The sequence below is a fragment of the Microbacterium sp. genome (assembly GCF_041641055.1).
GTDB lineage: Bacteria > Actinomycetota > Actinomycetes > Actinomycetales > Microbacteriaceae > Microbacterium.
On record NZ_JBEPZB010000026.1, the window covers coordinates 1 to 21,236 of the forward strand.

At 70.2% G+C, this 21,236-nt stretch carries 20 protein-coding genes; 10 read left to right on the forward strand and 10 right to left on the reverse strand.

Going from position 1 to position 21,236, the window contains the following annotated elements; genetic code table 11:
- Together ACESK8_RS14185 and ACESK8_RS14190 are read left to right on the forward strand one after the other, a co-directional pair.
- Positions 1–973: ABC transporter permease (locus ACESK8_RS14185; RefSeq protein WP_372969199.1), on the forward strand; the 973-nt coding region annotated here is incomplete at its 5' end.
- Positions 970–2,007, forward strand: a complete 1,038-nt coding sequence (locus ACESK8_RS14190; RefSeq protein WP_372969200.1) for an ABC transporter permease — start codon at positions 970–972, stop codon at positions 2,005–2,007. The genes ACESK8_RS14185 and ACESK8_RS14190, both read left to right, overlap by 4 nt.
- Positions 2,008–2,088: 81 nt before the next feature.
- Here the strand turns inward: ACESK8_RS14190 and ACESK8_RS14195 are convergent, their stop codons facing one another.
- From ACESK8_RS14195 to ACESK8_RS14220, 6 genes are all read right to left on the reverse strand, one after another.
- Positions 2,089–2,592: a GNAT family N-acetyltransferase gene (locus tag ACESK8_RS14195; RefSeq protein ID WP_372969201.1), complete on the reverse strand. Its 504-nt coding sequence runs from the start codon at positions 2,590–2,592 to the stop codon at positions 2,089–2,091.
- Entirely contained in the window at positions 2,585–2,863 is a 279-nt protein-coding gene (locus ACESK8_RS14200; RefSeq protein ID WP_372969202.1) for a DUF1778 domain-containing protein, read from the reverse strand. Before ACESK8_RS14200 ends, ACESK8_RS14195 begins: the two co-directional genes overlap by 8 nt.
- A gap of 43 nt (positions 2,864–2,906) precedes the next feature.
- The gene (locus tag ACESK8_RS14205) at positions 2,907–4,775 is read right to left on the reverse strand and encodes a glycoside hydrolase family 127 protein (protein WP_372969203.1); all 1,869 of its coding nucleotides are present in this window, start codon (positions 4,773–4,775) and stop codon (positions 2,907–2,909) included.
- Positions 4,772–5,662 carry a carbohydrate ABC transporter permease gene (locus ACESK8_RS14210; protein WP_372969204.1) on the reverse strand — a complete coding sequence of 297 codons (891 nt, stop codon included), beginning with the start codon at positions 5,660–5,662 and terminating at the stop codon, positions 4,772–4,774. The genes ACESK8_RS14205 and ACESK8_RS14210 overlap by 4 nt, the downstream gene beginning before the upstream one ends.
- 17 nt (positions 5,663–5,679) lie before the next feature.
- Positions 5,680–6,585, reverse strand: a complete 906-nt coding sequence (locus ACESK8_RS14215) for a carbohydrate ABC transporter permease (protein WP_372969205.1) — start codon at positions 6,583–6,585, stop codon at positions 5,680–5,682.
- 76 nt (positions 6,586–6,661) lie between these two features.
- A complete protein-coding gene (locus tag ACESK8_RS14220) occupies positions 6,662–7,960 on the reverse strand; it encodes a sugar ABC transporter substrate-binding protein (protein WP_372969206.1) in 1,299 nt (432 codons plus the stop codon).
- Between the two features lie 180 nt (positions 7,961–8,140).
- On the opposite strand from ACESK8_RS14220, the gene ACESK8_RS14225 reads away from it, so the two are divergent.
- Positions 8,141–9,163 carry a LacI family DNA-binding transcriptional regulator gene (locus tag ACESK8_RS14225; RefSeq protein ID WP_372969207.1) on the forward strand — a complete coding sequence of 341 codons (1,023 nt, stop codon included), beginning with the start codon at positions 8,141–8,143 and terminating at the stop codon, positions 9,161–9,163.
- A gap of 66 nt (positions 9,164–9,229) precedes the next feature.
- Here the strand turns inward: ACESK8_RS14225 and ACESK8_RS14230 are convergent, their stop codons facing one another.
- Entirely contained in the window at positions 9,230–10,075 is an 846-nt protein-coding gene (locus ACESK8_RS14230; RefSeq protein ID WP_372969208.1) for an NAD-dependent epimerase/dehydratase family protein, read from the reverse strand.
- A 57-nt stretch (positions 10,076–10,132) separates the two neighbouring features.
- On the opposite strand from ACESK8_RS14230, the gene ACESK8_RS14235 reads away from it, so the two are divergent.
- The 5 genes from ACESK8_RS14235 to ACESK8_RS14255 all read left to right on the forward strand — a co-directional run bounded on the left by ACESK8_RS14235 (position 10,133) and on the right by ACESK8_RS14255 (position 16,368).
- Positions 10,133–11,146 carry a LacI family DNA-binding transcriptional regulator gene (locus ACESK8_RS14235; protein WP_372969209.1) on the forward strand — a complete coding sequence of 338 codons (1,014 nt, stop codon included), beginning with the start codon at positions 10,133–10,135 and terminating at the stop codon, positions 11,144–11,146.
- A 389-nt stretch (positions 11,147–11,535) separates the two neighbouring features.
- Positions 11,536–12,255, forward strand: a complete 720-nt coding sequence (locus ACESK8_RS14240; RefSeq protein WP_372969210.1) for an L-ribulose-5-phosphate 4-epimerase — start codon at positions 11,536–11,538, stop codon at positions 12,253–12,255.
- Positions 12,252–13,868, forward strand: a complete 1,617-nt coding sequence (locus ACESK8_RS14245) for a xylulokinase (protein ID WP_372969211.1) — start codon at positions 12,252–12,254, stop codon at positions 13,866–13,868. The genes ACESK8_RS14240 and ACESK8_RS14245 overlap by 4 nt, the downstream gene beginning before the upstream one ends.
- Before the next feature lie 50 nt (positions 13,869–13,918).
- Positions 13,919–15,442, forward strand: coding sequence for an L-arabinose isomerase (araA, locus tag ACESK8_RS14250; RefSeq protein ID WP_372969212.1), 1,524 nt, complete (start codon positions 13,919–13,921; stop codon positions 15,440–15,442).
- Entirely contained in the window at positions 15,442–16,368 is a 927-nt protein-coding gene (locus ACESK8_RS14255; protein WP_372969213.1) for an aldose 1-epimerase family protein, read from the forward strand. The genes araA and ACESK8_RS14255 overlap by 1 nt, the downstream gene beginning before the upstream one ends.
- 359 nt (positions 16,369–16,727) lie before the next feature.
- Here ACESK8_RS14255 and ACESK8_RS14260 read toward each other — a convergent pair whose 3' ends face one another.
- Positions 16,728–17,393: a type 1 glutamine amidotransferase domain-containing protein gene (locus ACESK8_RS14260; RefSeq protein WP_372969214.1), complete on the reverse strand. Its 666-nt coding sequence runs from the start codon at positions 17,391–17,393 to the stop codon at positions 16,728–16,730.
- Positions 17,394–17,486: 93 nt separating this feature from the next.
- Here ACESK8_RS14260 and ACESK8_RS14265 point away from each other — a divergent pair, with 93 nt between their 5' ends.
- A complete protein-coding gene (locus tag ACESK8_RS14265) occupies positions 17,487–18,386 on the forward strand; it encodes a LysR family transcriptional regulator (protein WP_372969215.1) in 900 nt (299 codons plus the stop codon).
- A 326-nt stretch (positions 18,387–18,712) separates the two neighbouring features.
- Here the strand turns inward: ACESK8_RS14265 and ACESK8_RS14270 are convergent, their stop codons facing one another.
- Complete coding sequence (locus tag ACESK8_RS14270; protein WP_060928397.1) at positions 18,713–19,300, reverse strand: antibiotic biosynthesis monooxygenase; 588 nt, start codon at positions 19,298–19,300, stop codon at positions 18,713–18,715.
- A gap of 8 nt (positions 19,301–19,308) precedes the next feature.
- A complete protein-coding gene (locus ACESK8_RS14275; protein WP_372969216.1) occupies positions 19,309–19,839 on the reverse strand; it encodes a hypothetical protein in 531 nt (176 codons plus the stop codon).
- Here ACESK8_RS14275 and ACESK8_RS14280 point away from each other — a divergent pair.
- Complete coding sequence (locus tag ACESK8_RS14280) at positions 19,838–21,022, forward strand: acetyl-CoA C-acyltransferase (protein WP_372969217.1); 1,185 nt, start codon at positions 19,838–19,840, stop codon at positions 21,020–21,022. The genes ACESK8_RS14275 and ACESK8_RS14280 overlap by 2 nt on opposite strands.
- Positions 21,023–21,236 lie beyond the last annotated feature (214 nt).

Here is a 21,236-nt window from a genome sequence, read left to right on the forward strand (position 1 = left end):
CGTGATCAAGGACCCGACGTACCTCGCGCTCTCGATCAACCCCAACAACGGCAACCTCGTCGGCAACCTCATCGACATCCTGCGCCAGGCGGCGCCGATCATGATGATCGCGATCGGGATGTCGCTGGTGATCGCCACCGGCGGCATCGACCTGTCCGTCGGCTCGCTCATGGCCGTCGCCGGTGCCGTGTCGATGGAGTTCCTCAGCGCCGCGGGCGACTCGTTCGGGGCGGCGCTCGCCGCCGTCGGGCTCGCACTCGTGATCACCGGCATCCTCGGCGCGGTCAACGGACTGCTCGTCGCGTACGTCGGACTGCAGCCCTTCATCGCCACGCTCGTGCTCATGCTCGCGGGCCGCGGCATCGCGAAGGTGATCACGGGAGGACAGAACACCACCGCCTCGAACGACGCCTTCCGCTGGATCGCGAACGGCTTCGTGATCGGCATCCCGGTCGTGTTCATCCTCGCCGTGCTCATCGTGATCGCGGTCGGCTGGGTCGTGCGGCGCAGTGCGCTCGGGCTCATGATCGAGGCCATCGGCATCAACCCCCGGGCGAGCCGGATGGCGGGCATCAAGCCCAAGGGTCTGCTGCTCACGGCATACATCCTCAGCGGCATCCTGGCCGGTGTCGCCGGGATCATGTCGGTCGGCAGCGTCATGACGGTGGACATCTCGCGCACCGGCTACCAGCTGGAGCTCGACGCCATCCTCGCCGTGGTGATCGGAGGTGCGTCGCTCGCCGGAGGCAAGTTCTCGCTCAGCGGCGCCTTCGTGGGCGCGCTGCTCATCGCGACGCTCGACAAGACCGTGCTCTACCTCGGCGTCTCGTCGTCGGCGACCCCGGCCTTCAAGGCCATCGTCATCGTCGTCCTGTGCCTGCTGCAGTCGCAGCGGGTGCGCAGCTGGTTCCGCCGGCGCCGCAGGACCCGTCCCGTCGAACAGCTGCTGCAGAAGGAAGAGGTGTCGGCATGAGCGCCCTGACCGTGAGCCCGCCCGTGCGGCCGGCCGAGAGCGTCGGCGACCGCGTGCGTCGCCTGATCAGGGCGAACCCGTCGGTGCTGCCGACCATCGCCTCGGTCGTGATCTTCGTCGGCATGGTGATCTTCGGCGAGGCGGCATACGGACGCATCCTGCAGTTCAACACCCTGTCGAACCTGCTCATCAACAACGCGCACCTCATCGTGCTCGCCGTCGCCCTGACGTTCGTGATCCTCACCGGGGGCATCGACCTGTCGGTGGGATCCATCATCGCCGTCTCGTCCGTCGCCGGGGTGATGCTCTCCAACGCCGGGTGGAACGCCTTCGCCGTGATCGTCGCGATGATCGGCATCGGCGTGCTCTTCGGCATCGTGTCGGGGGTGCTGATCAGGTACTTCAACGTCCAGCCGTTCATCGCGACGCTGGCGATGATGTTCCTCGGGCGGGGCCTCGCGTCGCTCCTCAGCACCAAGCCAGAGCGGCTCGGCGAGGAGTCGCCCATCCGCTGGATCGGGTCGCAGCTGAAGATCATCGACGGTCCCAAGGTCAACGACCTCGTGATCACCCCCGCCGTGCTCGTCGCCGTGATCGTCGTGGCCGCGGCGTTCTTCGTCCTGCACCGCACCCGCACCGGCCGCACGGTCTACGCGATCGGCGGATCCGAGAGCTCGGCGCTGCTGATGGGACTCCCGGTGCAGCGCACGAAGGTGCTCGTCTACGTGATCAGCGGCGCCCTCGCGGGGCTGGCCGCCGTGCTCTACACCGCGCGGCTCGGCACGGCCCAGAACATCACCGGCATCGGCTGGGAGCTCGACGCCATCGCCGCCGCCGTGATCGGAGGCACCGTGCTCACCGGCGCCTACGGCTACGTGCTCGGCTCCGTCATCGGGGCCCTGGTGCTCGGGCTGATGAACGTGCTCATCACGCGTGACGGCGGCATCCCGCCCGAGATGACGACGATCATCACCGGCGGCATCCTGCTCGTGTTCGTGCTGCTGCAGCGGGCGGTGACCCGCAGGCGCGAGTAGCGCGCGGGTTTCGCACGACAGCGACGAACGGCCCCCTCTCGATCGGAGAGGGGGCCGTTCGCGGTGAGTCGGGAGCGGAGGTCACGCCGTCAGGGTCGCGCGTGCGTCTTTCGTCAGCAGGTAGAGCGTCTTCTGCGCACCGGGAAAGGGCGTGAAACCGAACTTCTCATAGAAGGGCACGACGGTGTCGTTGAGGGCGTGGACGAGGATCGCATGGATGCCGATCGTCTCGGCAGCCTCCAACGCCCTCGTCGTCGCATGTCGCAGCAGCGAATAGCCGAGGCCCAGTCCTGTGAAGTTCTCATCCACAGCGAGTCGGCCGAGGAGCACCACGGGAATGGAGGTCGGCATCGCCGCTGCGAGCTCGGGCGGCCCGTCGCCGCGTTCGAGAGCGCTCGCCGAGAGGCAGTAGTACCCCGCGATCCGGTCGTCGGTCGTCGCAGAGATCATGGTGCGCGAGGCTCCGGCCTTCTCGTTGCCACGCGCCCGCCCGCGCAGCCAGATATCGAGGGACTCTTCTCCGCAGCGGAACTCCGACAGCTTGTCACCGGCGGCGAGTGGCCGCGGGGTCAGGAACTCAGTCAACGAAGACAGACCTGCGGGCCATCAGGTCGCGGAGGCCATCGATGCTCCGAGCAGGTCGGTCCATGATCTTCGAGAAGGCGTCGAAGCGCTCGGCATCCACACGCACTTGACGCTCGCGCTGGACCACTTCGTTCGCGCGCTCGACCAGGGCCGCGGCGGAGAAATCCGTGACCGTGCGCCCCTCGAGTGCCGCAGCCGTCTCGATGGTCTGCTTCTGCTCGGCGGTGACTCGGAACTCCAGCCGAGCGTCCTTCAGTGGAGAAGTGCTCATTTCGTCATTGTACGGCAGATCCCCGGACATCGGGTGACGGTCCTCAGGTCGTCGGGATCCAGACCCGCATGGTCGACGGGCCGCGGCGAGCCCAGTCGCGGTACGGGATCAGAGGGGCGTCGACCGTGTCGCCGGTCGAGCGGCGCCGCACGGGCAGGACCACCCGACCATCGTGCTCGACGGGGTCGCCGGCCACCACCGCCTCTCCGACGTCGGAGCCGAGATCGGTCGATTCGAGGGCCAGGACCTCGGGTCCGCGTTCGATCACGACGCTGCCGCGCACCGCATCGACCATCGGATGCGCCGCCGTCACGCGGGCGACGATCGGCAGCGCGAGCTCGACGACATCGCCGGCCACGAAGGCACGTCGCACGACGACGGTCCCCGGGGTCGCCGGCTCCGTCGACTCCTCGCCGCCGGTCCGCACTCGCACGGTCGCACCCTCGGCCCAGTCCGGCACGCGCAGGGTCAGTGTGAACTCCGCATCCTCGGCGATCGCCACGCGGATGCGGCCGTCGACCGGGTATCCGGTCTCGACCTCGAAGGCGACGACCCGGCCGTCGGGCAGGGTCGTGCGCACGGATGCGGGCGCGTACTGATGCAGCTGCACTCCGTCGTCGTCGGCCGTCGCGACGTACGCCGCGAGACTCGCGAACGTGCGCGCCACGTTCGGCGGGCAGCACGACACCTCGAACCAGGGTGCGCGCAGCGACGACGAGGCACGCGGCGACGTGGCATCCGGATCCGCCGGCGTGCCTGGTGTGCGCTGGTGCAGGGTGTTGGCGTAGAAGAACGACCGGCCGTCGGAGCCCGGCGAGGTGGCGACCACGTTGAACAGCGTGCGCTCGATGAGATCGGCGTACGGCGTCTCGCCGGTGGCGAGCAGCAGACGCCACGAGAACATGATCGAGCCGATGCCTGCGCACGTCTCGGAGTACGCCCGGTCCGGCGGCAGCTCCCAGTCGTCGCCGAACGCCTCGTCCTGGTGATGCGACCCCTGCCCGCCGGTCACATAGGTGCGCCGTTCGACGGTGCGCTCCCACTGCGCGCGGAGCGCTGCGAGCAGTGTCTCGTCGACGAGCTCGGTCGCGACATCGGCGGCGGCGGCGGAGAGGTAGTTGGCCCGCACGGCATGCCCGCGCAGGGCCTCGGCCTCTCGCACGGGCACGTCGTCCTGGAAGTAGCTCCGGCCCCACTCGATGTCGCCCAGCGAGCCACGGCCGTGCCGCTCCACGAAGAGGGCGGCCTGGTCGAGGTAGCGCTGCTCGCCGAGCGCCCGACCGAGCTCGGCGAGACCGGCCTCGACCTCGGCGTGCCCGCAGATCTCGTCGCGTCCCTCCGGCCCGAATTCGCGGCACACGAGGTCTGCGGCGCGGCGTGCGATGTCGATCAGCCCGTCGTCGGCCTCCGGTCGCGTGCGCACCCGGGCGACGGCCGCCTGGAAGAGGTGCCCGAGGCAGTACAGCTCGTGCCCCCACTGCAGCTCGGACCACCGCGGTGCCTGGCCCTCGCGGCCGAACATCGTGTTGAGGTAGCCGTCCGGCTCCTGCGCCGCGGCGACCCTGGCGACCACGCGGCGGAATCGCTGCTCGAGCTCGTCGCCCGCCGCGGCATCCGTCCGTCCGATCTCCCAGGCGAGCGCCTCGAGGAACTTGTAGACCTCGGAGTCGGCGAACTCCCGCCCACGTCGGCCGACCGGGAGAGTCCCGGCGGCGGCCAGGTCGAAGTTGCCCAGCCACCCCTCGGACTCCAGGCGGGACTCGATGTGCGACAGGGTCGCGGTGCCGTTGATGCTCTGGCGGTCGCCCCAGAACCCTCCGGTGATGCGCACCTCGTCGAGGCCGAGCGGGCGCAGTCGTCCGCGGGTGGGCACCACGGGAGCGGCGGGGGAGGTGGTGTCGTACATGGTCATCCCTTGAAGGCGCCGGACATGAAGCCGCGCACGTAGTGTCGTTGCAGGATCAGGAAGAGCAGGATGCAGGGGAGCGCGAGCACGACCACGCCGGCCTCGGTCGCGCCGTAGTCGACGACGCCCTGCACCTGTCCGCGGAGGTTCGCCACCGCGAGCGGCAGCGTCATCCGATTGGTGTCGTTGATGAGGATCAGCGGAGCCATGAAGTCGTTCCAGGCGGTGAGGAATGCGAACAGCCCCACCGTGACCAGGCCCGGCTTGACCGCCGGCAGCAGCACGCGCCAGAGGGCGCCCCAGCTGGAGCATCCGTCGACCATCGCGGCCTCGTCCATCTCCTTCGGGATCGACTCGAACGAGATGCGCATCATGAACATCGAGAACGGCAGCTGGAACATCGTGATCACGAGCGCGACCCCGACGAGGGAGTTCTGCAGGCCGACCGAGTTGAGGATCACGTAGAGCGGGATCAGCAGCGTCGCGTACGGAACCATGAGGATCGCGAGGGTCAGCAGGAACAGCGCGTTCTTGCCGGGGAACGAGAAGCGCGCGAACGCATAGCCGCCGAGCAGCGAGATGAACAGCGTCAGCGCGACCGTGAGCACCGAGACGAACAGCGAGTTGCCGAGGTACACCCAGATGCCGGCCTGGTACTCGCCGAGGGCGGCGTAGTTGCCGAAACCCCAGCCGTCGGTCTGGCTGGTGCCGGCGACCGGGCTCAGCGACGACACCCCGGTCCAGATCAGCGGGTAGAGGAAGATCACCGCCAGAGCGGTCGTGAACACCCAGTACGGGATGCCGAAGACGACGCGCGCCGCCCTGGAGCGGTACCGCGGAGTGGTCGGCTGATGGTTCGGCGCCACGATGGTGCGCGTCAGGGTCTGGGACATGATTCTCAGCTCTCCGCTCAGTTGTCATCCGGGCGGCGGAACGCGCGCAGCTGGAAGACGTTGATGACGATGAGCGCGAGGAGCACGATCACCGAGAGGGCTCCGGCGATGCCGAGGCTGTTCTGGCCCTGGAAGGCCACGTTGTAGATCAGCTGCACGACGGTCATCGTGCTGTTGTCCGGTCCGCCCTTGGTGAGGATGTAGAACTGCTCGAAGGCGAGCAGCGATCCGGTCACGCACATGACCGTGGTGAGGGCGAAGGTGGGCTTGAGCAGCGGCACAGTGATGTCGCGGAAGGTCTGCCAGCGGCTCGCGCCGTCGATCCGCGCGGCCTCGTACACGTCGTCCGGGATGCCCTGCAGGCCGACGAGCATCAGCAGCATGTAGAAGCCGGCGTAGCGCCAGACGATCAGGAAGATCGTCGACCAGAGGGCGCCCTCCGGCGTGCCGAGGAACGTGAAGCCCCAGGACTTCATCAGACCGGCGAACGGGCCGGCGATCGGGGAGTACAGCACGTAGAACAGCAGTGAGGCGGATGCCAGTCCCAGGGCGCTGGGGATGAGGAACGCCGTGCGCAGGAAACCCTTCCAGCGGGTGGACTCCTGCACGAGCAGGGCAAGGCCGAGTCCGAGACCGATCAGGATGACGGTCGTGATGAGCGTGTAGAGCAGGGTGAAGCGGATCGAATCCCAGAAGAGGCGGTGCGTGACGGCATCCGCGTAGTTCTCCGGGAAATTGATGCCCCGGTTGCCGCTGAGCAGCGGCCAGTCCGAGGCCGACATCTGCACCACGAGCACGAGCGGGACGATGAAGAGCAGCGCGACGAAGATCGCGGTCGGGGCGGCATACAGCCATCCCTGCACGGGCCCGCCGAAGCCGGTACGCGGGCGGCGTCGGCGCAGCGGAGGCGCGGTCGAGGTCATCGGGGTCTCTTTCGATCGAAGATGCGTCTGGCGGGAGGAGCCGGGGGCGGCCGGTGCGGCCGCCCCCGGCCGGGGATCACTGCGACAGGATCGCGGTGATCTCCTCGTTGTCGGCCGGCACGGCATCCTCGCCGTTCAGCACGGCGTTGCGCACCAGAGTGAGCCAGGGGCTGCCGGGGGCGTTGAACGCCTGCTGGAAGTTGAGCGCCACCGGGGTGTCGCCCTGCGCCGCGACCTCGTTGATCGTGACCAGTCGCGGGTCGGCGGCCGCGTACTCGTTGTCGGCCAGGTCGCCGCGGGAGACGGCGTTGCCGTCCTTGGCGAGCACCTCGACCTGCGCCTCCTCCGACATCATCCAGTTGAGGAAGTTCCAGGCCTGCGCCGCCTTCTTCGAGTCCTTCGAGATGCCGATGCCGTCGCCGCCGACGAACGTCGAGACGCCGCCGTCGACACCCGGGATGCCGGCCACTCCTGCGTCGAACTCGAGGGACGGCAGCAGCGTCGCCGGGAAGGGCATCACGCCGACCTTGCCCTCGCTGAAGGCCGCGGTCCAGGTGGGGCCCGCCTCGTCGGTGGAGCTGGGCAGCACGGCGCCGGCCTCTTCGAGACCCGCCCAGGTGTCGTAGACCGCCTGGGCCGAGTCGCCGTCGAGCAGCGATTCGGTGCCGTCGTCGTTCATGACCTCGTCACCGGACGCCCAGATCGAGGGGAACCAGGTGAAGACGAGGCATCCGCCGCAGTTGAGGCCCGTGGCCGTGCCGTAGGTGTCCGGCTTGTTCAGCTCCTGCACCGCGATGGCGGCCTCGGCGAACTCCTCGAGCGTGGCCGGTGCCTTCTCGGGGTCGAGGCCCGCCTCGGCGAACAGCTCCTTGTTCCAGAACAGCATCGACAGGTCGAGGGCGAACGGCAGCACGTACTCGGCACCGTCGACGGTGCCGGCCGAGAGGTGGCCCTGGTTGATGTCGTCCTTGAAGTCCAGGGCGTCGATCTGCTCGGACATGTCCTGGAACAGCCCCTGCTGCGCCCAGTTCGGGACGTAGACGATGTCGGCGGCGAAGAGATCCGGAAGGCCTCCGGAGCCGGCCGCGGCGCCGACCTTGGCGACATAGTCGTCGTTGGGGACGACGGTGAGCTCGACCTGGTTCTCGTGGCTGTCGTTGTACGCCTCGACGAGCAGCTTGGCCTGCCGCTCGATCGGCGCGCGCGTCCACAGCGTGAGCGTGGTGCCGTCGTCGGTGCCCTCGGCGGAGATGGGCTCGTCGGACGCGGCGTCGTCGGAGGCGGGGGCGCAGGCGGCGAGGCCGCCGACCAGCAGGCCGGCCGCGATGATCGCGGCGACCCCTCGACGTGCGGCGGATGTGCGGGTGGTGTTCATGGGCGGGGGCTCCTCTGGGCTCGTCCTCGAGCGGATGCGGGGTGACGCTTCGACACTGCAGCGTCGGGTGTGAAGATCGAGGCTTTCGAAATCTACGAAAACCCTTTCGAAAAGGTATAGCGTGGTTGTGGCGGGGGCGTCAACCCTCGTTCCGATAACCTTTCAGCAACAGGGAGTGGGATGAGCGATACGACTGGCGCACGGGCTGTGACTCTCGGCGACGTCGCCGCGCGCGCCGGGGTGTCGATCTCGACGGCATCCAAGGCTCTGAACGACCGCGGGGATGTGTCCGCCGCGACCCGCGCCAAGGTGCGGGCGATCGCCGAGGAACTCGCCTTCACCCCGAACGCCATGGCGAGGGGGCTGCTCGCGGGGCGTACCGGCACCGTCGGACTGCTCACGAGCGACCTCGAGGGGCGCTTCATGCTCCCGATCCTGATGGGGGCGGAGGATGCGTTCGGTGCAGGACGGATCAACGTCTTCCTGTGCGATGCGCGCGGCGATGCCATCCGCGAGCAGCACCACCTCCGCGAGCTGCTCAGCCGCCGCGTCGACGGGATCATCGTGGTCGGGCGGCAGACCGATGCGCGACCGTCGCTCGGACAGGAGATCCCCGTCCCGGTCGTCTACGCCTACGCGCCGTCGGACGATCCGCGTGACCTCTCCCTCACCCCCGACAACTACGCGGGCGGCCGCCTGGCGATCGAGCACCTGCTCGCGTGCGGACGGCGCCGGATCGCGCACATCTCCGGCGACCCCTCATACGCCGCAGCCCAGGACCGGCTCGCCGGAGCGAGGGCGGCGCTGGGGGAGGCCGGGCTCGAACTCGTCGGCGAGCCGATGTTCTCGGAGTGGACCGAGCACTGGGGACGCGATGCCGCCGCGCTGCTGCTGCAGCGGCATCCCGAGATCGACGCCGTGTTCTGCGGATCCGACCAGATCGCGCGCGGCGTGCTCGACTCGGCCCGGGACCTCGGCCGGACGGTGCCGGACGACCTCGCCGTCATCGGCTACGACAACTGGGAGGTGCTGGCGACCAACGCCAGGCCCGAGCTCACCAGCATCGATGCGAACCTGCAGCAGCTGGGACGTCAGGCCGCACTCCGGGTGTTCGACGCGATCGACGGGATCGACATCGGCGAGGGCGCGCACCACCTGCCGGTGCGGCTCGTCATCCGCGGATCGACGATCGCGCGGCGCTGATCGGTGCTTATGCCGGTGCCGACCTCGTGCTGATCCGGTGCTTGTCAGTCGCAGACCCGGTGCCGGTCAGACGTGGTCGCGCCAGGAATGCTGCGGGACGAATCCCAGGATGCGGCGCGCCCTGTCGATCGACAGCAGCGTCTCGTTCGGACCGAACTCGCGGGCGACCGGGACGTCGGGGAACACCTCGGCGAGCAGTTCGGCGTTCGGGCGGGACATGACCGTGTCTGCCGCCGCGATGATGAACCGATCGAACCCGGGAGCCGCGACCTCGAGCGCACGCTGCACGGCCTGTGCGCCGTCTCGCGCATCGATGTAGCCCCACAGGTTCCACTTGCGGCGCAGCGCATCGGCATCGAAGTCCGGGAACTCCGCGTAGTCCTCCGGATTCATGACGTTCGAGAATCGCAGCGCGGTGATCGACAGATCGGGGTGCCAGCGCACCAGCTCGGTCGCCAGCTGCTCCTCGAGCGTCTTGACCAGTGAGTACACGGATTCGGGCCGGGCCGGATAGTCCTCGTCGACGGGGACGTAGGGCGGCGGGACGTCGAACGGCAGACCCAGCACGGTCTCGCTCGACGCGTAGACGATGCGGCGGATGCCGAGGCGCACCGCCGCCCAGAACACATTGAACGTGGCGGGCATGTTGTTGTGGAACGTCGCCACATCGCTGCGGATGCCCGGCGCGGGGATGGCGCCCAGGTGCACGACGGCGTCGATCCCGTCGTGGCGGTCGCCGACCGCGGTGAGGGCGTCGACGACCTGGCCGTAGTCCGTCAGATCGACCTGCACGAAGTCGGGGCCGCGCTGCCCTGCGACGTCCGTGCCGATGACCTCGTAGCCGTTCGCGCGGAGCTCCTGCGCGACGACGCTGCCGAGCTTGCCCGATGATCCGGTGAGTGCGATGCGCATGTCTCCAGAGTGGCATGAAGGCGGGCGAGGTGGGCCGCTCGGCATACACTCGTCGGCGTGAGTGACACGAGCAGCGGCCAGCGACGCGCCGTCGGAGTGCGGGAGGTCGCCGCCCGAGCCGGGGTGTCCCGACAGACCGTCTCGCGGGTGCTGAACGAGCATCCGGAGGTCGCCGCCGAGACGCGAGAACGCGTCATCGCCGCGATGACCGAGCTCGGCTACCGCATGAACAACGCCGCGCGAGCGCTGGGGACGCGGCGCTCGCGGATCCTCGGGGTGCTCGCCTCCGACGCCCTGCAGTACGGACCGTCACGGAGCATCGCCGCACTCGAGGCCTCGTCGCGCGAAGCCGGCTACTGGCTCAGCGCCGCCTTCGCCGATGCCGGTGACGCCGCGGCGGTCGTCGCCGCCGTCGACCATCTCGTCGTGCAGGGCGTCGAGGGGATCGTCGTCGTCGCGCCGCACGCCCGCACCCTCGAAGCCCTCGACGCGCTGCGCATCGGCGTCCCCGTGGTGACGCTGCACGCGGCCGACCGGGGGGCCAGAGGGCTGTCCGTCGACCAGGCGGCGGGGGCGAGGCTCGCGGTGGCCGCGCTCGCCGACGCCGGCCACACCCGCATCGCGCACCTGGCCGGTCCCGCCGACTGGCTGGAGGCCGAGTCCCGCGCCGAGGGATTCGCCGCCGAGATCGCCGCGCGCGGACTCGTCGCCGGACCCGTCATCGAGGGCGACTGGACGGCGGGTTCGGGCTACGCCGCGGTCGAGGCGGTGCGGGAATCCGGCGCCACCGCGGTCTTCGCAGCCAACGACCAGATGGCGCTGGGACTGCTCGGCGGCCTGCACGAGGCGGGGCTGTCGGTGCCCGGCGACATCAGTGTGGTCGGCTTCGACGACATCCCGGATGCGGCGTTCTACTGGCCGAGGCTCACCACCGTCCGACAGGACTTCGAGGAGTCGGCCCGCCGCGCGGTGGCGGCGGCAGTGGCAGGCAGTGCCGGGGCCGCGGCGTCCGACCTTCCTCCCGTGGCCCCGGTGCTCGTGGCGCGCGACTCGGTCGCCCCTCCCCGCTAGGGCGCCGGTGCAGCGTCGACCCGCCGTGCCGCTCCGCTCCGGCCGCGCCGTGCCGTGCCGCACCGGCCGCTCCGTGCCGTGCCGCTCCGCTCCACAACTCCGGAGATGCGCCACCGCGCCGGGCTGACATCTGCGTGCTCCCGTGACTCCGCCGCGCGCGCGGTGCCGTTGCTCCGGAGTTGTGGAGCGGGTCGCGTTCACAGCTCAGCACGGACGGCTCCACCCCGCCGTACTGCCCGCGTGATTCCGGGGCCCGGGCGGCCTGGCGCTCGGGTCGTGCTGAGTTGTGAACGCCCGCCCATCGGCACCGGTCCCTTGACCGCTCCCATGCCCCCATGACACACTGCTGTGACCGGTCACAGTGACCACCGCCGACCCTGAGGTTACCCGTGAGCAACGAAGCCCCCGCCTTCTCCGACGAGATCGCCGCGTCCATCCAGGCCGTCCGCGAGGACGTCGCGCGCCTGCACGGCGAGCTCGTCCGCTACGGACTGGTCGTCTGGACCGGCGGCAACGTATCCGGCCGGGTCCCCGGAGCGGATCTGTTCGTGATCAAGCCGTCCGGCGTGAGCTACGACGACCTGACCCCCGAGAACATGATCCTCTGCGACCTCGACGGCGCCGTGATCCCCGGCACTCCCGGCAGCGATCGCTCGCCCTCGAGCGACACCGCCGCACACGCCTACGTCTACCGCCACATGCCGCACGTCGGCGGCGTGGTGCACACCCACTCGACGTTCGCCGTCGCCTGGGCCGCACGTGGCGAGGAGATCCCATGCGTCATCACCGCGATGGCGGACGAGTTCGGCGGCCCGATCCCGATCGGCCCTTTCGCGATCATCGGCGACGACTCGATCGGCCGCGGCATCGTGCAGACGCTCACCGGACATCGCAGCCGCGCCGTGCTGATGCAGAACCACGGGCCCTTCACGATCGGAGTCGACGCGAAGGATGCCGTGAAGGCCGCCGTCATGGTCGAGGACGTCGCCCGCACCGTGCACCACGCCCGGGAGGCCGGCCCGCTGATCCCGATCCCGCAGGAGGCGATCGACAGCCTCTTCGACCGCTACCAGAACGTCTACGGACAGAACTCGGACGCCCGACGATGAGCGACACGACCAGCACCGACACGACCGGCACCACCGCCCGCGACGACCTCCTCGCCGGCCGCGCGAGCCTGGGCATCGAGCTCGGCTCCACCCGGATCAAGGCCTGTCTGATCGGGTCGGATGCCACCGAGGTGCTCGCCACGGGATCGTTCGCCTGGGAGAACCGCCTCGAGAACGGCCTCTGGACGTACGCGATCGACGAGGTCTGGTCGGGCCTGCAGGCGGCCTACGCCGCCCTCGTCGCCGACGCGCACGAGCGTCATGGCGTCCGCCCTGAGACCTTCGCGGCGATCGGCATCTCGGCGATGATGCACGGCTACCTCGCCTTCGACGCGCAGGGCGAGCTGCTCACGCCGTTCCGCACCTGGCGCAACACGACCACGGGCGCCGCGGCATCCGAGCTGACCGAGCTGCTGGGGGTCAACATCCCGCTGCGCTGGTCGATCGCGCACCTGCACCAGGCGGTGCTCGACGGCGAGGCGCACGTCCCGCAACTCGACTTCGTCACCACCCTCGCGGGCTACGTGCACACGCGGCTGACGGGCGAGCGGGTGCTCGGAGTCGGCGACGCCTCCGGGATGTTCCCGATCGATTCGGCCACCGGCGACTACGACGAGCGGATGCTGCAGGCCTACGACGCCCTCGCCGCCGACCGTCTTACCGCCGCAGCCAAGGACCTGCTCCCGACCGTCCTGCCCGCAGGCTCCGCCGCCGGAACGCTCACGGCCGAGGGCGCGGCACTGCTCGACCCGACCGGTGCGCTGAAGCCCGGCATCCCGCTCTGTCCGCCCGAGGGTGACGCGGGCACCGGCATGGTGGCGACCAACTCGGTGGCGCCCCGCACCGGCAACGTCTCTGCGGGCACGAGCATCTTCGCGATGGTCGTGCTCGAGCGGCCCCTTGCCGAGGTGCACCACGAGCTCGATCTCGTGACCACCCCGGCGGGCGACGCCGTCGCGATGGTGCACTGCAACAACGGCGCGAGCGAGCTGGCCGCCTGGGCGGCCCTGTTCACGAGGTTCTCCGCCGCTGCGGGACAGCCGCTGAGCGACGACGCCGTGTTCGACGCGCTCTTCCGCGAGGCCCTCGACGGCGAAGCGGATGCCGGCGGCCTGCTGGCCTACAACCATCTCGCCGGTGAGCCCATCGCGGGTCTCACCGAGGGGCGCCCGCTGTTCGTGCGCACTCCGGACAGCGCCTTCACGCTCGCGAACTTCATGCGCTCGCAGCTCTACGGCGTGTTCGGCACCCTCGCGCTGGGGATGCAGGTGCTCGCCGCCGAGGGCGTCGAGCTCGACCGGATGTTCGCGCACGGTGGCATGTTCCGCACCGCCGGGGTCGCGCAGCGATTCCTCGCCGGGGCGCTCGGCGCTCCGGTCGCGGTCGGCGAACTCGCCTCCGAGGGCGGAGCGTGGGGGATCGCGGTGCTCGCGTCGTACCTGGCGCACGCCGACACGGTCTCCCTCGGCACCTATCTCGATGAACAGGTGTTCGCCTCGGCATCCCTCGCCGTCGCCGAGCCCGACCCCGACGACGTCGCCGGCTTCGCTGCGTACCTCGACCGCTACCGCGCAGGCCTCGCCATCGAAGCCGCCGCGACCACCGCCCTCTGAACTCCCACGCGAACTCCCCACGTCGACACCGGAACACCGAAGGACCCCTCATGACCCGCACCCCGCTCTCCACCTCGCTCGACGGCTACGAGGTCTGGTTCCTCACCGGCAGTCAGCACCTGTACGGCCCCGAGACGCTCGCGCAGGTCGCCGACCAGTCGCAGGAGATCGCGCGCATCCTCGACGAGGCCGGCGAGGTGCCGGTGAAGGTCGTCTGGAAGCCGGTGCTGACGGATGCCGCAGCCATAAAGCGCACGGCGCTCGAGGCGAACGCCGACGATCGGGTCATCGGACTGATCGCGTGGATGCACACGTTCAGCCCCGCGAAGATGTGGATCGCCGGTCTCGACGCGCTGCAGAAGCCGCTCGCGCACCTGCACACGCAGGCGAACGTCGAGTTGCCGTGGGCGGACATCGACTTCGACTTCATGAACCTCAACCAGGCGGCGCACGGCGACCGCGAGTTCGGCTACATCCAGACGCGTCTCGGCGTGCCCCGCAAGACGATCGTCGGCCACGCGAGCGATCCGCGGGTGCGGCAGGAGGTCGCGACGTGGCAGCGTGCGGCGGCCGGACTCGCGGCATCCCGCTCGCTCAAGCTCGCCCGCTTCGGCGACAACATGCGCTACGTCGCGGTCACCGAGGGCGACAAGACCGAGGCCGAGCTGCGCTTCGGCGTGCAGGTCAACACATGGGGCGTGAACGACCTGGCGGATGCGGTCGCGGCGGCATCCGACTCCGAGATCGACGCCCTCGTGGCCGAGTACGAGGAGCTCTACGAGGTCGTGCCGGAACTTCGCCGCGGTGGCGACCGCCACCAGTCGCTGCGTGACGGCGCCGCGATCGAGATCGGCCTGCGCTCGTTCCTCGAGGAGGGCGGATTCGGCGCCTTCACGACCTCGTTCGAAGACCTCGGCGCGCTGAAGCAGCTGCCGGGTCTCGCGGTGCAGCGCCTCATGGCCGAGGGCTACGGCTTCGGCGCCGAGGGCGACTGGAAGACCGCGATCCTGGTGCGGGTCGCGAACGTCATGGGCGCGGGACTGCCCGGGGGCGCGAGCCTCATGGAGGACTACACCTACGACATGACTCCCGGCGACGAGCTGATCCTCGGGGCGCACATGCTCGAGGTCTCGCCGTCGCTCACGACCGCCAAGCCGACGCTCGAGATCCACCCGCTCGGCATCGGCGGTAAGGACGACCCGGTGCGCCTGGTCTTCACCGCCGACCCTGGACCTGCGATCGTCGTCGCACTCAGCGACATGCGCGACCGGTTCCGTCTCACCGCCAACGTGGTCGAGAACGTGCCGCCGCGTCAGTCGCTGCCGAAGCTGCCGGTCGGCCGCGCCGTGTGGAAGCCGCAGCCCGACTTCACCACCTCGGCCGCCGCCTGGTTGACCGCCGGTGCTGCGCACCACACCGTGATGTCGACGGCCGTCGGGCTCGAGGCCTTCCGCGACTTCGCCGAGATGGCCGAGGTCGAGCTGCTCGTGATCGACGACAGCACCACCCTGCCCGAGTTCCAGAAGCAGGTGCGCTGGAACCAGGCGTACTACCGACTCGCACAGGGACTGTGATGACGCACGCGGTGCAGCCGCGGTCCGGACGGCAGCTGCGCATCGCCGGGCACGGGTACGAAGCGGCGATCGCGAGCGTCGGCGCGTCGTTGCGCACGCTCACCTTCGAGGGGCGCGACCTCGTCGTGCCGTTCGACGCCGACGAGGTGCGACCGGGATACCGCGGTACGACGCTCGCGCCGTGGCCGAATCGCATCGTCGACGGGCGCTACCGGTTCGGCGGGGTCGAGCATCGGCTGGCCCTCACCGAACCCGGGCGGGGACAGGCGCTGCACGGCCTCCTCGCGTGGGCCGAGTTCTCCGACCGGCTGATCCTCGACGACCGGGTCGTGCTCGCCGCCGTGATCGAGCCGCAGACCGGCTATCCGTTCCGGGTGGAGGTCGAGACCGAGTACCGTCTCGATGCCGACGGCCTGCGCCAGACCGTGACCGCGCACAACCTCGGGACGGATGCCGCGCCCTGGGGCACCGGTCCGCACCCGTACCTGGTCGCCGGGGCGGGCGGAGTGGATGACTGGACGCTGACGCTCCCGGCATCCGAGGTGCTGACCGTGACGCCCGACCGGCTGAGTCCGGTCGCGCTCGAAGGGGTGTCGGAGCATCCGGAGTGGGACTTCCGGGCCGCGCGCCGGATCGGCGACGTGTTCATCGATCACGCGTTCACGGGTCTCGCGCGCGAGGACGGGGTCGCGGAGGTGCGGCTCGTGTCGGATGCCGGAACCGGCGTCGCGATGAGGTTCGACGAGCGCTGCCCGTGGGTGCAGGTGCATACGGCCGACAACCCGGGCATCGACGCGATCCATCGCATCGGTCTGGCGGTCGAGCCGATGACCTGTCCGCCGGATGCCTTCAACTCCGGGACGGACGTGGTCGTGCTCGCGCCCGGGGCGGCGCACGCCGCATCCTGGCTGATCTCCGCCGTCTGACGGTCCCGGGCGCTGGCTCCGTGCGGGGTCGGTTTCGCACCGGGTATTCGGTGCGGGGTCAACAGCGCATCCTAAACGTGCGTTTGCGGTGCGAAAGTGACCCCGCACCGAGGAGAACGGTGAGCGAGCGGGTGTGCCGTGCGACCGCCTCCACCCGCCGGGTGCCGATCTCGAGGACGCCCGCACCGCGCTGCGGGGTCAGTTTCGCACCGTGCGGACGGTGCGGGGTCGAAAGCGCACTCGAAACGTGCGTTTCGGGTGCGAAAGTGACCCCGCACCGAGGGAGGGGGCGGGTCGCACGACGGGCGACGGGTGCGCACAGCGACCGCGACCGACCCCGCGACGCACCGCCCCTTCGCTCAGGCGAGCGCCGCGATCAGGGCCTGGGCGGCGGATGCGGATGACTGCGGGTTCTGGCCGGTGATGAGCAGTCCGTCGACGATCGTGTGATCGCTCCACGGGTCGGTCACGTCGACGTCGGCGCCGAGCTCGCGCAGCGAGGTCTCGAGCAGGAACGGCGCGCGGTCAGCGAGGCCGCCGATCCGCTCTTCCTCGTCGGAGAATCCGGTGATGCGCCGTCCGGCGACGAGCGGCTGGCCCGCGGCGTCGCGTGCGGGCAGCAGAGCCGCGAGGCCGTGGCACACCGCGGCCAGTGGACGTCCCGCCGAGACGGTCGCCGAGATGAGCGCGGCGGAGTCCGCATCCACGGCGAGGTCCTGCATCGGCCCGTGGCCGCCCGGGTAGTAGACCGCCGCGTAGTCGGCGACATCGACGTCGGCGAGCACCTGAGGAGTGCTGAGTCCCGGGATCCGCGCGAGTGCCGCGGCATCCCCATCGCCGAGGCTCGACGCATCGGCGACCGGCTCGACGCCGCCCGGTGTCGCGAACACCACGTCGTGCCCGGCGGCGGTGAGCAGACGATAGGGGGCGAGCAGCTCTTCGGCCCAGTAGCCGGTGGGGTGCTCGGTGCCGTCGGACAGGGTCCAGGTGCGGGCGCCGGTGACGACGAAGAGGACGGATGACATGGATGCTCCCAAGGTTCGGACGACGGATGCCGTGCGGATGCGATATCCGGGACAACGGACTGCCGTATCGAACGATTCCGATAGATTGCCGATATGAGCAATCGGAATGTCGATGGATTGCAGGACCTGGGGCTGTGGCGCACCTTCCTCGTCGCGCACCGATCGGGCTCTGTGTCGGCGGCGGCGCGCACGCTCGGACTCGCGCAGTCGTCGGTGACGACGCAATTGCAGGCGCTGGAGGCGAGCGTCGGCGAGCCGCTGTTCGTGCGTCATGCCCGCGGCATCCGCCCGACGCCCCGAGCCGACGAACTCGCCGCGCGGCTCTCGGGCCCGCTCGACGCGCTGGCGGATGCTCTGGGCACCCGCCCGGACCTCGAACCGCCGGTCGTGCGCCTGGGCGGGGCGGGGGAGTTCCTGGCCGCCGTCGCAGCCCCGGCTCTCGCGAGTGCCGTGGCCGGCGGACTGCGGCTCGCGGTGACCGCGGGCCTGGCCGACGGTCTGCTCGATCAGCTGAGGGTCGGCAGCCTCGACCTCGTGATCTCCGCCGTGCGTCCTCGCGGACGGACGCTGCCGAGTATGCCGCTGTTCGACGAGGAGTTCGTGCTCGTCGCCTCTCCGACGCTGCGCCTCGATCCGTCGCCGGCCCTCTCGCCGGATGCGCTCGCGCACGTGCCTCTCCTGGCATACGACCGCGACGTGCCGATCGTCCGACGATACTGGCGCCACGTGTTCGGCATCCGTCTCGACCGGGTACCGGCTCTCGTCTTTCCCGACCTTCGCGCGCTCGCGGCCGCTGCCGCCGCCGGCGCGGGCGTCACCGCTCTGCCGACCTACCTGATCGCCGATGAACTCGCCGATGGCAGACTCGTCGACCTGCGACCCACCGAGGATCCGCCGATCAACACGCTGCACCTCGTGCGTCGACCGGGTCCGTTGTCCGACGGGGTCGCGGCCGTGGAGAAGGCGCTGCGCGCCGCCGTCGCCGACCTCTGAGGGTCGGGCGGTCGCGCCCGTCATCCGATGCGGGGTCAGTTTCGCATCCAGCACCCGGTGCGGGGTCAGTTTCGCATCGGAAACGCCCGATTCGGATGCAGTAGTGACCCCGCACAGATGCACTGCCGCGGCCTCACAGATGTGCAGCCGCTCGCGCGGCGAACGCACACGACGGACGGATGCGCACCTCACGGACGCACGCGTCTCGCGGATCCACGCGAAGAACGGATCGCGCACCTCACGGACGCACACACACGGCAGGTGCGGCAGACCCGATGCGGTAGTGGCGACCGAGCCTCAGCGATTGAGCCAGAGGCGACCGAGCCTCAGCGGTTGAGCCAGTGGCGGAGCGTCCGGGTGACCCAGGGCAGCACCCAGTAGGTCATGATCGGCGTGAGCACCACGGTCGTCGCCAGGACTCGCAGCCAGATCGGCAGTTCGTTCCACCCCGGCACCGGGCTCAGGGCATAGGTGAAGGCGAGGTTCAGCGGGAAGAATCCGAGCCAGATCGACACGGCCTGCTTCCACCGCGGCGGAGAGCTGACCATCGCGACCGTGGTCGTGGACCCGTCCGCGCGGGGCAGGGTGATCGTGTCGGTGGTCGGCTCGTCGAACCAGCCCTCGATGCCGGTGCGGCGGCGCACGCGCTCGCTGCGCACGAACTGCTCGCCGGTCGACTTCCACCACTCCCGCTCGCCGGACTGCTCCCAGGCGATCAGCGACTTCTCGTCCGAGAACCGGTAGAGCATGTGCCAGACGTGCGAATCTTCGCCGTCTCGCACCCATCCTGAGCCCAGGAAGCCCGGATACCGGTGGGCGAGATTCACCCCGGTCTGCACCCAGGCGGTGGCGGCGGCCACATGCTCGGGGTCGACCTCGCGGCGGATGGAGACGGTGATGGGTTCGCTGGACATGGCGGTCCTCAGATGGAGCGGTGGGCCCGGATCGCGGGCGCCTCGACGGTGGGGATGCGCCGGGGTGCGGGCGCGTGATCGATTGTATTTCGGATGCCGGGGGTCGCCGTCCGTTTTCGCCGCACGCGAAGGCCGCCTCCGAGGTTCTGACGGCGCGCATGAGGACGGATGCCGGATGCCGGATGTCGGATGCCGGATGTCGGACGCCGGACGCCGGATGCCGGAGCCCGGACGCCGGATGTCGGACGCCGGATGCCGGATGCCGGACCTCGGACGCCTGCGCCGGATGCCGGATGCCGGATGCCGGATGTCGGATGTCGGATGCCGGACGCATGAGCTCGGAGCCCGGAGCCCGGATGCCAGACGCGGGATGCCGTGCGCCCCGGAAGGCCGGATGCCGGGAATTCGGCCTTCGCGGGCGCCCATGGCCGCGGCTGGCGTACCGCGGTGCAGCGCAGGGCGCCGTACCGCGCCGCAGCGCAGCGCAGCGCAGCGGCATCCGTCCCTCGCTCCGCTCCCGGGGTGAGAATAGGACCCATGAGCACGCGCAGCGAAGCCGTCCTGATCGATGTCGTCCGCACGCCCGTCGGGCGCGGCAAGCCGGGAGGAGCGCTGTCCGACGTGCATCCCGTCGATCTCGCGGCGGGTGCGCTCGCCGCGATCCTTCAGCGCAGCGGGCTCGAGTCGCGCCAGATCGACGACGTGCTCCTCGGCTGCGTCAGTCAGGTCGGCGACCAGTCCTCGAACATCGCCAGGCAGGCGGTGCTCGCCGCGGGCTTCGACGAGACCATCCCCGCGACGACGATCGACCGGCAGTGCGGGTCGAGTCAGCAGGCCGTGCACTTCGCCGCCCAGGGCATCATCGCCGGAGCGTACGACGCCGTGATCGTGGGCGGTGTCGAGTCGATGAGCAGGGTGCCGCTCGGCTCCTCGGCCGCCGGGGGCAGCCCGATGTCGCCGCGCCTGCGCGAGCGCTACCCCGACGGGCTCGTGAACCAGGGCGTCTCCGCCGAGCTGATCGCGCAGCAGTGGGGTCTCGACCGCGCCGCACTCGACGCCTACGCGGCCGAGTCGCACCGCCGCGCGGCCGCGGCCTGGCACGAGGGCTTCTTCGGACGCACGGTGATCCCGGTCGCCGAGGCTCCGGATGCCGTCGCCGACGAGACCGTCCGCGCGGGCACGACCGCGGAGGGCCTGGCAGGGCTGCACCCGGCATTCCGCACGGATGCGCTGGCCGCCCGCTTCCCCGACGTCGACTGGCGGATCAGCCCTGGGAACTCCTCACCCCTGACCGACGGTGCGTCGGCGGCGCTGCTCATGAGCGCGGAGCGTGCGGAGCAGCTGGGACTGACCCCGCGTGCACGGTTCCACGCGTTCGCGGTCGTCGGCGACGATCCGCTGATGATGCTGACGGGGCCGATCCCCGCGACGCGGCGGATCCTCGAACGCGCCGGGCTCTCGATCGACGACCTCGACGCCTACGAGGTCAACGAGGCGTTCGCATCGGTTCCCCTGGCCTGGGCGGCCGAGGTCGGAGCGGATGCCGAGAAGCTCAACCCTCGCGGAGGTGCCATCGCCCTGGGACACGCCCTCGGATCGTCCGGCACCCGCCTGCTCGGCACGCTCGTCGACCACCTCGAGGCCACCGGCGGCCGCTACGGACTGCAGACCATGTGCGAGGGCGGCGGCATGGCGAACGCCACGATCATCGAACGGCTGTAGGTCCCGCATCCGCATCCGCTCCCGGATCCGGGGTCTGCCCCGGCATCCGCTGTGCGCCTCCCAAGTCCTTGTGCACCCCGCAAGTCCGAATTCTGGTGATCCGGACTGGCGAAGCGCAATCGGACTTGCGAAGCGCACACACGCACGCGAGACAAAAGAGAAGACCCCCGCCGACCCGATTCGGCGGGGGTCTTTCGGGAGCAGACGCTCACCG

Coding starts and splice junctions, on each gene's coding strand:
- ACESK8_RS14260 (WP_372969214.1), bottom strand. CDS start 17,393: ATGTCATCCGTCCTCTTCGTCGTCACCGGCGCCCGCACCTGGACCCTG.
- ACESK8_RS14190 (WP_372969200.1), top strand. CDS start 970: ATGAGCGCCCTGACCGTGAGCCCGCCCGTGCGGCCGGCCGAGAGCGTC.
- ACESK8_RS14200 (WP_372969202.1), bottom strand. CDS start 2,863: ATGAGCACTTCTCCACTGAAGGACGCTCGGCTGGAGTTCCGAGTCACC.
- ACESK8_RS14265 (WP_372969215.1), top strand. CDS start 17,487: ATGAGCAATCGGAATGTCGATGGATTGCAGGACCTGGGGCTGTGGCGC.
- ACESK8_RS14270 (WP_060928397.1), bottom strand. CDS start 19,300: ATGTCCAGCGAACCCATCACCGTCTCCATCCGCCGCGAGGTCGACCCC.
- ACESK8_RS14215 (WP_372969205.1), bottom strand. CDS start 6,585: ATGACCTCGACCGCGCCTCCGCTGCGCCGACGCCGCCCGCGTACCGGC.
- ACESK8_RS14255 (WP_372969213.1), top strand. CDS start 15,442: ATGACGCACGCGGTGCAGCCGCGGTCCGGACGGCAGCTGCGCATCGCC.
- ACESK8_RS14220 (WP_372969206.1), bottom strand. CDS start 7,960: ATGAACACCACCCGCACATCCGCCGCACGTCGAGGGGTCGCCGCGATC.
- ACESK8_RS14210 (WP_372969204.1), bottom strand. CDS start 5,662: ATGTCCCAGACCCTGACGCGCACCATCGTGGCGCCGAACCATCAGCCG.
- ACESK8_RS14245 (WP_372969211.1), top strand. CDS start 12,252: ATGAGCGACACGACCAGCACCGACACGACCGGCACCACCGCCCGCGAC.
- ACESK8_RS14205 (WP_372969203.1), bottom strand. CDS start 4,775: ATGACCATGTACGACACCACCTCCCCCGCCGCTCCCGTGGTGCCCACC.
- ACESK8_RS14230 (WP_372969208.1), bottom strand. CDS start 10,075: ATGCGCATCGCACTCACCGGATCATCGGGCAAGCTCGGCAGCGTCGTC.
- ACESK8_RS14275 (WP_372969216.1), bottom strand. CDS start 19,839: ATGGGTCCTATTCTCACCCCGGGAGCGGAGCGAGGGACGGATGCCGCT.
- ACESK8_RS14280 (WP_372969217.1), top strand. CDS start 19,838: ATGAGCACGCGCAGCGAAGCCGTCCTGATCGATGTCGTCCGCACGCCC.
- araA (WP_372969212.1), top strand. CDS start 13,919: ATGACCCGCACCCCGCTCTCCACCTCGCTCGACGGCTACGAGGTCTGG.
- ACESK8_RS14225 (WP_372969207.1), top strand. CDS start 8,141: ATGAGCGATACGACTGGCGCACGGGCTGTGACTCTCGGCGACGTCGCC.